Source organism: Marisediminitalea sp., from assembly GCF_984433645.1.
This window is the reverse complement of sequence record NZ_CFIDRX010000183.1, coordinates 1-8,647: the sequence shown is the minus strand read 5'-3', so window position 1 is coordinate 8,647 and position 8,647 is coordinate 1. Positions and strand designations below refer to the sequence as shown.

Below are 8,647 nucleotides of genomic sequence, written 5' to 3'. Positions count from 1 at the left end.
CCTGTTACTTGACATACTCTTGACATTATTTGTCTCCAGAACAACGAATTTTGTCGTGTCAGTCGTTTTTGCGCATTTTTAATGGCAATGCAACTGACGATATAACCTTAATAAAGAGGGCGCATTTTATACAGCAAATGCGCGACAAATTCAACTTAAAAAGCGAAAAAAGTCGCGCAAACCCGATCACGGCCTGACTTTGCGGCCGGTTCTAGTCAAAAAATGGCGACCGTTTTTCCGTGGTGCTGATCAGGTTAACCGGGCGATTCAGCATTTGCCCACCGTCCCGCGCAATCGGGATCCAGGGGAAAGTGCCACGGCCCGTAGCCGGTTTCAACACAAATAAATCAAACGGTACCGAGATAAAGAATCCCTTGGTAAAACTACCTTCGCCGTATTCTTCTGCTGACACATTGGTAAACGACGCAAACGCACCTACCACAATGCCGCTGTCGAAGCGCTTGGCGAATTCGATATTCACCCCTTTGTCGCGCGCCAGGAATTGACCTGCGCTCAGGCGAATGCGCGCATCAGGCAAAATCTCAGGTTGCCAGTACACACTGGCGAAACCGGTAAAAGCTTTGTAATCCAGTAAACCGAATTCGTTTTCGAAATCGCGCTGCTGAACAAAGTTCGCGTCGATACCGAATGCCCAGCGACTGTCGAGCGGCCGGTACATCACTTCAGCGCCCACCCCGGCGTACATGGTTTCGAGGTACCCTGCATACCCGGCGTAGTACCAGTCATCGCCGTAGGTGTCGAACCAGTTGCCGTACAGCGAGTTCATCGACATAACGCCGTTGGTCACGTATTCGCGGGTTTGTGTGCGCACACGCGGCAATGCAGACTCTTCATTATCCACTTTGAAGTTGAATTTATCGAAGTTCTCCAACAGCGTCGCGCTCACCGTACCATACACACCGAAGTTACGATTAAACTGGTAACCGCCGGTGAACATCAGGCCTGCCTGATACATGTAAAAGGCTTCCGGGTTACCAATAGATTGCGTCCAGAAGAATTCAGCGCCGTACAACATGCCCGACTCGGTTTTGGGGGTAAAGTTTTCCCGTGTTTCAGCATCGGGCGACGTGCGGTAATAGGTTGATGGCAAATCGGTTTCAGGCACTTCGTACTTCGCGTGCTGCTTGAATTCGTCCGCATCCACTACCGTGTCGACCATCAGGTGGTTACCCGTATGCTCGACAATGTGGTATTCCTTCACGGACTCTGGCATTTCGGATGCCAGAATGCGCCCCACGCGCTCGATGGCTTCTTCGTCATCGCGATACGAGGTTTGCACCCCGTAAATGGTCGCGCTGGTTTCATCGATATCCATGTCGTTCGGCACGAACCCGGCGTTGGTCACGAGGTTGCTGACCAGCCGTTGCTTGTTAATGGACTCAACGTCTGCAGCGGGCTCCTTGTCGGTAATATCCATTGGCGGACGGACAATTTTTTGCTGTTTGACGGTGTGCATATTCAACCGGTAGCTCACCCCAAACCCAACCGTGTTGCCGCGCTGATAGTTGAGGGTAAAGTCAAACCCCTTCCAGCGATACAGCGCCCCTACGTTCCAGCGAGTGTCCTGTTGCAAAGCACCTGCGCGGTCATCTACGTAGTTATTCCCTTCGTATTCCGCTTTTAACGTCAGCCCGTCTATGGGAGTGCGGTATTCTACCCCCCCAAAGAACGCCATAGGCCCCTTGAAGAAGTTTTGGTAATCCACCTTACCGCCACGGCCCGAGAACCCGGTAGGTCGCTCACAGTAGCTGTCGCGCAGTTTACAGAAAGGACTGGTTACATCGTCATGGGTTCCCATGTATCCCCAGCCTACACCGGCGTGAAAATCAAAGGGGCCGACAGACTTACTCATATTGACAAATTCGCTGTCGAAGAAGCCCGTGCCCCCAAAGTCGCGGAATCCTAACGATATGTCGGGCAGATAGTAACTTTCTTCCCACAGGCGAAATTTTACGTCGAGTCCTTTGTCTTTGAGTGTTTGGTCGCCACTAAAACTGTCTACGTTACTGTAAAGCCGGGTACGGGTATCGGTGTAACGCGCGGTAGCTTCCATCCAGGGGAAGAGCTGCAGGCTCACCGACCAAAAGCGGTATTCCTGATTGTCTGTATAATTAAGAGATAACGCCCCTTCGGGCATCATTCGGGCCGTTGGGGTTTGCCACAGACCTACCCCTCCCTGCACCATCTGCGAGGGCGATACACTGTAAGGATTATCTGCAGCCGGTACTTCATCTGCTACCGCTACACCACTCATTAATGCCGTTGCCACGGCAAGCCTTAAATTCAAAGCAGTCACGGTTACATCCTGTGTTGTAGCAATCTGGCGATATGATCATTGAGCTGCTCAATGTCGTCGCTGAATAAATCAGTTTGAAGCGGCAGGTAAATCACACTGCCTGGCATTGGCTTGTAGTGTGTATTGTTCCAATAGGCGATACCCTGCTTGGACACTTTGCCATCAGGCTCTATGACATACACATAATCCTTGTCGGCAGAGTCCGCTGGCGTTGCTTGTTCCAGGTAGTCACGCACGGTCGAGGCATTGTTAAATGTCAGGGTCTGTTGCGCACCAATTGGCCCAACCAGCGACAAACTCTGCATGCTGGGCTTCGCTTTTATGTAATAGCGGCCCGACACAAAGCCGGGATTGCGTTTGGGGTTTAATCTGGCCTGATCGAAATCGACATCAATGTTGAGCCGACGCATAAGATGCCAGTCGCTGATGTCACGGTAAAGATCGCTCAACAGAGTATGGCGAGCTGAACCCGAGGATTGTCGGCGGATCAGATTTGCCAGTAGCTGCATGACCTCAGCACGCTGCGCTTCTGCTTTCGGGCTGTCCAGCTCATACACTTCGGCCCCGGCCCAGTAAACCGAATGCGGGTCGGGCAGTGTTGCCAGCACCTCGGCCAGCTTAACGGGTTTGTCGAAGGTAATAATGGTATTTTGCGTATTAAACGACAATTGGGCTGCGGTTACAGCTTGGCTCAACAGGCATAACGCGAGTAAGCACCCTAAATGCCTCTTCATACTATAAGCCCCCGCTGTTTTTGATGTGGCGTGCAATACGGCTAACGTAAGTGATCACCATGGCTTCAGTAAAAGGCGAGGCGGTTTGCTCACTGTAAAAGACGTTGCCCGAGACAGGCTCTACCAGGTAGCTGTTTTCCCAGTCGTAAGCGCTGTCCCAATATGGCGTAGAAGGCTCTGTACGCACAGTTTCCACCCATTTGTCGAGTGTGAAAGTTTGACCGTAGAACGATTTGGTTACCGTGCCATCTTTTTTAAATGTTGATTCAACAGGTAAGCCGTATTCATGGTTGGCAATATCGATAGTGTATTGCCAGGTCGTTGTGTTGGCTGATGCGATATCCACCAGCGGATTCGTGTCGAGATGACTGGTACTCAGAACGTCTGTGGCAAACCCCGACGTCTGTACCAACTTGTCGTGATGGAACACGAAAACGGCATGGTCGGCAGACACCCACTTATGCTGGTCGTTCTCAAGGTAAGCCAGGGCGAGAAATGCCGGATTTCTGTCGCCTAGCTCAAGTTGCATCAAATCAATTTTACTTTGTTGGATGTCAGCAAGGCTCTTCTCTGGACCTGAGCGAAATGCAAGGCGCAAAGACTCCATATATAAACGATGTGTGGAAGAGCAACTTACAAGGAAAGCGGTAACCACTGCCAAACAGGCAAGGTTACGAAAAGATCTAACGGTCATGCAGCAATTTTGGCCTTAAGATGAACTGATTCCATGTTACACAATAAAAAAGCCGCCTTGAAGGCGGCTTTTTTAAAAATCGTTAACGCTTACTGTTCGCCAGGAGCGTAGATGTAAGTCACAGTTACCGGTACAGTGATAGTTTGTGTACCAGATACAGTTACTGTGTTGGTTACAGTTGTGCCGATGCATACGCCGTCAACCAGTTCGTCGTCGCCGTTACAATCGCCGTCGCCGTCACCATCGCCGTCACCATCGCCATCACCGTCTCCATCGCCGTCACCAACAACAGATTTGCCTCGGTTATTAGCAATAATTGATGCAGCCAGAGAGGTTACGATAGCACCAGCCGCAACAGCAGCAGATACAACGCTTCCACTCGCAGCACCAGCAGCACCTGCACCGCCAGTACCTTCTTGGGCATAAGTACCCGCTGACAGGATGGTCGACGCACCTATCAACGTAGCAAGTAATGTTTTCTTCATGATTAGTCCTTTCTTTGGATATCCGCCAGTAAGGCATATTAGTGCATTTTGCACCAGATGACTATAGGCTAAGAAAAATTAATCAAACATTAATATTTCCGCCCAGTGTCTAAAAACCATCCATGTTTTATGCCAAAAAATCAGTAAAATAGAAATATCCTGGCTAAAATTTCTACAGCAATCCTTGCTGAGCGAGTGAGCATACCTGATTGTCGGCGACAATAAAATGATCAAGCACCTGAATATCTACCAGTTCCATCGCTTTTTTTACGTCCCGGGTTAACGTAATGTCGGCCGGGCTGGGCTTGGGGTTACCGGAAGGGTGGTTATGGACCAGAATAACAGCCGCGGCGTTATCTGCTAGCGCCTGCTTTACCAGCTCTCTGGGATAAACAGCCGCAGCGTTAATAGTACCGGTAAACATTTTCCTGAATGCCAGTAAATGATGCTGGCTATTGAGTAACATGAGTGCAAAGACTTCCTGGTTCAGATCCCGCAACTGTGCGCGTAGATAGAGTTTGGCATCTTCTGCGCTGTGAAACATCGAGCGTTCGTGCAGCGGTTCAGCCAAATGACGCCGGCATATTTCCATGGCGGCCTGAAACTCACAAAACTTGGTTTCTCCAATGCCGGTAACTTTGCACAAATGGCTTTTTGGCGCCGTCATTACGCCGCGCAGCGAACCAAATGTCTGCAATAAGCAACGGGCAATATCCAGCGCGGACAGTCCCTGATTGCCACTGCGGATCAGCACCGCCAGTAACTCGGTATCCGATAGCTGAGCAACGCCCTGCGCTAACAGCTTCTCACGCGGGCGGGACTGTTCGGGTAACCTCAGTAATGTCATGGGATCTCTCGCTTAGTAAATACAGCAATAGCTTAATTAACCGGGTTGTTCATGCCTACTGCACTTCTGCCGTGTTTTCATGCACTAATTTGGTGCGTGAATAACTCCTTCAACGCCATCACTTTTTGATCAATAGCTACACAGCTGAGCCCTTGCATGGTAGTCTTTCGGCGTTTATTCAGTCAGGTGAATATAAATGTCATTAGCAGGAAAAAAGGTGGTTCTGGGGATCACTGGCGGCATTGCAGCTTACAAAACCCCGGATCTGGTAAGAAAACTCACCGCACAAGGTGCCATTGTCAGAGTCGTATTAACCGATTCTGCTACCCATTTTGTTAGTGAGCTGTCATTACAGGCTGTATCGGGTCACCCGGTAAGCACCGACTTATTGGATCCAACAGCCGAAGCCGCCATGGGCCACATTGAACTGGCCAAATGGGCTGATATATTGCTGATCGCGCCTGCCACCGCCAATACCCTTGCCAAACTGGCAAATGGGATTGCCGATGACTTACTTACCACATTATTCCTGGCCACGACGGCCCAGGTAGTCATTGCGCCAGCAATGAATCAGCAAATGTGGAAAGCCATGCCTACGCAGGCAAATATTAACCGCGTTCAGCAGTATGGTGCATTCCTGGTTGGTCCGGCCGACGGCGAACAGGCCTGTGGTGATGTTGGTCCCGGTCGCATGCTGGAACCAGAAGCCATTGTTGAAAGCCTGATGACCTATATAAGCCGCGAGCAGCCGCTTGCGGGCAAATCCCTGGTTATTACTGCGGGCCCTACGCGTGAAAGCCTGGACCCGGTGCGCTTTATTTCTAATCACAGCTCGGGAAAAATGGGTTTTGCGATTGCCCAACAGGCGCTGGCTTTAGGCGCCAAAGTAACCCTGGTTGCGGGACCGGTGAATTTGCCTACGCCTGTTGGTGCCAGTCGAATCAATGTTGAAAGCGCCGACCAAATGCTCGAGGCCGTTATGAGTCAGGTAACAAACAGCGACATTTTTATTGCTACCGCCGCTGTGGCGGACTACCGCGCGTCTGATATTGCCGACAACAAAATAAAGAAGAATGCGGATACGTTAACACTTACTTTTGTAAAAAACCCTGATATCCTAAAAACGGTTGCCGGATTGCCTAATCCTCCCTTTTGTGTAGGGTTTGCGGCAGAGAGCCAGAATGTTGAAGCTTATGCTCAAAAGAAACTGGCCGATAAAAAGCTGGATATGATTGCTGCCAACGACATTACTCGGGCAGGATTAGGGTTTAATAGTGACGCCAATGCGCTACATGTATTTTGGAAAGACGGCAGTGTCGAGCTACCGCCTCAACCCAAAACCGAATTAGCACTGATATTATTGAACCTGATAAACGAACGATACCAATTACAACACAGTTAAATTTTTACTGAACGCATTATTCGGTGATCAGTAGGTACGCCGACAATGGAGGAAGCACGCTCATTATGCCTGCCGCAAAAAAAACCAATCGCAGAGCACAGATTCTACAGGCGCTGGCCGGAATGCTCGAAACCAGTCCGGGTCAACGCATTACTACCGCAAAGCTAGCGGAGAAAGTTGGCGTTTCTGAAGCTGCGCTTTACCGCCACTTTCCCAGCAAAGCGCGGATGTTTGAAGGCCTGATTGAATTCATTGAAGAGACGTTGTTTTCTCGCATTAATAAAATCATTAATGAAGAAAAAGATTCTGCGGCACGTTGCCAGTTGATCCTGCATTTGATCTTAGGTTTTGCCGAAAAGAACCCGGGCATTACCCGAATCTTAAACGGCGACGCCTTGTTGGGTGAACAAGAGCGCTTACGCTTGCGAATAGCCAAATTATTTGAGCGGTTGGAAACACAACTCAAACAGATTTTGCGTGAACGCAGACTGCGCGAAGGTAAGCAACTGACTGCCGACGAAGCCTTAATTGCCAATACCCTGATTTGTTTTACTGACGGACGTATTAATCAATTCATTCGCACTGGCTTCCAACGCAAGCCAACCGAGCACTTCAACGAACACTGGGCTTGTTTCAAGCAGTCTTTCTTCTGCTAGCCCCCAAACAGCGATGCGGCTGCATCGCTGTTTGCATTTTCCTTAATGCCTACTACATTTAGAACGTTTATTCTTTTAAAAATCAGAGCGTGAGTTATGCCACGAAAATCACTGTATGACGTCAATGCCATTATGGAGCAGGCGGTTGATATTTTCCTGGAGCACAGTTTTCACGGCGCCGTAATGGAAGAAATCATTGCCCGTACTGAATTTAACCGACGAGGCTTTTATTTAGAATTTGGCAGTAAACAACAGTTTTTATACGACACCCTGTCTTATTATCATGAGCACACTCTGGCCCCTATTGTTCAACACCTTGAAAACCACCATGGTATTGCGTCTATTGAAGCCTTCTTCGATGCGTACATTTCTGTCATGTTTGGCAGAGGGTGTCTATTGATCAATATGGTCACAGAACTTGGCCATGACGATACGACCATTCAGTCAATTGGCCGGCATTATTTAGACCGCTTACAGCTTGGTTTTATTGGTTGTCTGGAGCAAGCACAGCGCCAGGGGACGGTAAAGGCCGAGATTAATGTAGAAGCCGTTGCGCTGCAGCTCACCTGCTTTGTACAAGGCTTTGCCGTGAACAGTATTCTGGCAGAAACCAAAGAAGAACTGCACATTGCAACGCAAGCGTTACTGAACCCGATTATTACCGCATAAACAACATTCTCGCCCTCTGGCACCCTGGCACGAAATCATTATAATCCGTGAGGGCTGATACTCTCCCCTCTTAACTGAATGGCATTCGAAATGAAGCCAGAGAGGGCAGCCTTCCATTCGGATTGGTGTGGCGATACCCAATTCCTATATTTTTTTCACGCGCAACGTTGGTGTTTTTAGCGAGATATTATGACCGATAAGCAAGTTCTGTATCGTATTCAGTTTGTCAGTAATGGCGAGCGGTATGAATTGTACGTAAGAGAATTATCTCAGGGTGGGCTTTTTGGCTTTGTTGAAATTGGCGATTTTGTGTGGGACAACCACACGCATTTAGTGGTAGATCCGACGCACGAAAAGCTCAAAGATGAGTTTGCCGACGTTACTCGCACGTATATCCCCATGCACAATGTATTGCGTATCGACACAGTAAAAAAACAAGGGACTGCCAAAATCACTCAACTATCTGATAAAGTAACTGCTTTCCCAAGTCCAATTTACACACCGAAGAAAGACTAACCGTGTAAAAGCAGTAACGAAGAGGATTGTTAAACCCATGGTGATATTTGCTTCAATTGCAGCGCTGGTCCTGTTGTTGGTGTACTTTGTAATGCGTGTTCAAAGCTTGCAAAAAGAGCTGGTGCTATCCCAGTCAAACCTCAAAGCCAGCAATCGTCGCATCAGTGATTCAACCAGCGGCATGGTCATGCTGGCAAAGCAAATCCAGCACTTTTTGGTGGAACGCCTGGAGTCGTCCCACAAGCGTGGTTTAATTGACACGGGTGCGTTTGAAGTATTTCAGTTTGTTTTTCACAATATCAGTACCATTGCGGTGTTATGCATGGA

The 8,647-nt window shown here is 49.0% G+C and carries 9 protein-coding genes and 1 pseudogene; 5 read left to right on the top strand and 5 right to left on the bottom strand.

Annotated features, from left to right (window positions below):
* Positions 1-211: 211 nt before the first annotated feature.
* The 5 genes from AC4MRN_RS17535 to radC form a co-directional block, all read right to left on the bottom strand.
* Positions 212-2,317, bottom strand: a complete 2,106-nt coding sequence (locus tag AC4MRN_RS17535; protein ID WP_491204001.1) for a YjbH domain-containing protein — start codon at positions 2,315-2,317, stop codon at positions 212-214.
* Positions 2,318-2,319: 2 nt separating this feature from the next.
* A complete protein-coding gene (locus tag AC4MRN_RS17530; protein WP_491204000.1) occupies positions 2,320-3,051 on the bottom strand; it encodes a capsule biosynthesis GfcC family protein in 732 nt (243 codons plus the stop codon).
* A 1-nt stretch (position 3,052) separates the two neighbouring features.
* Positions 3,053-3,745, bottom strand: coding sequence for a YjbF family lipoprotein (locus AC4MRN_RS17525; protein ID WP_491203999.1), 693 nt, complete (start codon positions 3,743-3,745; stop codon positions 3,053-3,055).
* An 89-nt stretch (positions 3,746-3,834) separates the two neighbouring features.
* Positions 3,835-4,230 carry a hypothetical protein gene (locus AC4MRN_RS17520; RefSeq protein WP_370241187.1) on the bottom strand — a complete coding sequence of 132 codons (396 nt, stop codon included), beginning with the start codon at positions 4,228-4,230 and terminating at the stop codon, positions 3,835-3,837.
* A gap of 172 nt (positions 4,231-4,402) precedes the next feature.
* Positions 4,403-5,077, bottom strand: coding sequence for a RadC family protein (gene radC, locus AC4MRN_RS17515; RefSeq protein ID WP_073323976.1), 675 nt, complete (start codon positions 5,075-5,077; stop codon positions 4,403-4,405).
* Positions 5,078-5,273: 196 nt separating this feature from the next.
* On the opposite strand from radC, the gene coaBC reads away from it, so the two are divergent.
* The 5 genes and pseudogenes from coaBC to AC4MRN_RS17490 form a co-directional block, all read left to right on the top strand.
* A complete protein-coding gene (gene coaBC, locus AC4MRN_RS17510) occupies positions 5,274-6,479 on the top strand; it encodes a bifunctional phosphopantothenoylcysteine decarboxylase/phosphopantothenate--cysteine ligase CoaBC (protein WP_491203998.1) in 1,206 nt (401 codons plus the stop codon).
* A gap of 65 nt (positions 6,480-6,544) precedes the next feature.
* Entirely contained in the window at positions 6,545-7,135 is a 591-nt protein-coding gene (gene slmA, locus AC4MRN_RS17505; RefSeq protein ID WP_073323972.1) for a nucleoid occlusion factor SlmA, read from the top strand.
* Positions 7,136-7,231: 96 nt separating this feature from the next.
* A complete protein-coding gene (locus AC4MRN_RS17500; RefSeq protein WP_491203997.1) occupies positions 7,232-7,804 on the top strand; it encodes a TetR/AcrR family transcriptional regulator in 573 nt (190 codons plus the stop codon).
* 189 nt (positions 7,805-7,993) lie between these two features.
* A complete protein-coding gene (locus tag AC4MRN_RS17495; protein WP_073323967.1) occupies positions 7,994-8,320 on the top strand; it encodes a DUF1820 family protein in 327 nt (108 codons plus the stop codon).
* A 37-nt stretch (positions 8,321-8,357) separates the two neighbouring features.
* Positions 8,358-8,647, top strand: a pseudogene (locus tag AC4MRN_RS17490) (hypothetical protein); the annotation flags it as partial.